Annotated in this window: 1 pseudogene; it reads right to left on the reverse strand. The window is 62.8% G+C overall.

Annotated elements, in window-relative coordinates:
• Window positions 1-344 (reverse strand): annotated as a pseudogene (locus EOA29_RS42060) (adenylate/guanylate cyclase domain-containing protein); the annotation flags it as partial.
• Window positions 345-390: the final 46 nt, after the last annotated feature.

Raw genomic sequence — 390 nt, forward strand, 5'->3', positions numbered from 1 at the left:
TCCTCGAAGAGCATCAGCAGCGGACCTTGTCGCGCCAAGCCTTGGAGGTGCCGAAGCAGCGCCTCGAAGGTCTTTTCCTTCTTACGTTGGGGTGTCAGCTGGACAGGCGGAAAGCGACCTTCGGTCGGCAACGACAGCAGCTCGGCCAGCAGCGCCAAGTCCTCCGACGAGGCCGGGGCAAGCAGGGCCGCAAGCTTATCCAGCTTCCCCGACATGTCGTCGCGCTCGAACCCAGCTGCGCGTCCGAGCTGCGCAATGATCGGATGGAGCGCGCTGTCTTGGTGGTGCGCTGAGCAGAAATAGCGCAAGTAGGTGCGCGGCTCATTCTGGATCCGCTCCTGCAAGGTGACAGTGAGGCGCGATTTTCCTATGCCCGGCTCACCTGAGAGC

It is taken from the genome of Mesorhizobium sp. M1E.F.Ca.ET.063.01.1.1 (assembly GCF_003998155.1).
Classification (GTDB): Bacteria; Pseudomonadota; Alphaproteobacteria; order Rhizobiales; family Rhizobiaceae; genus Mesorhizobium.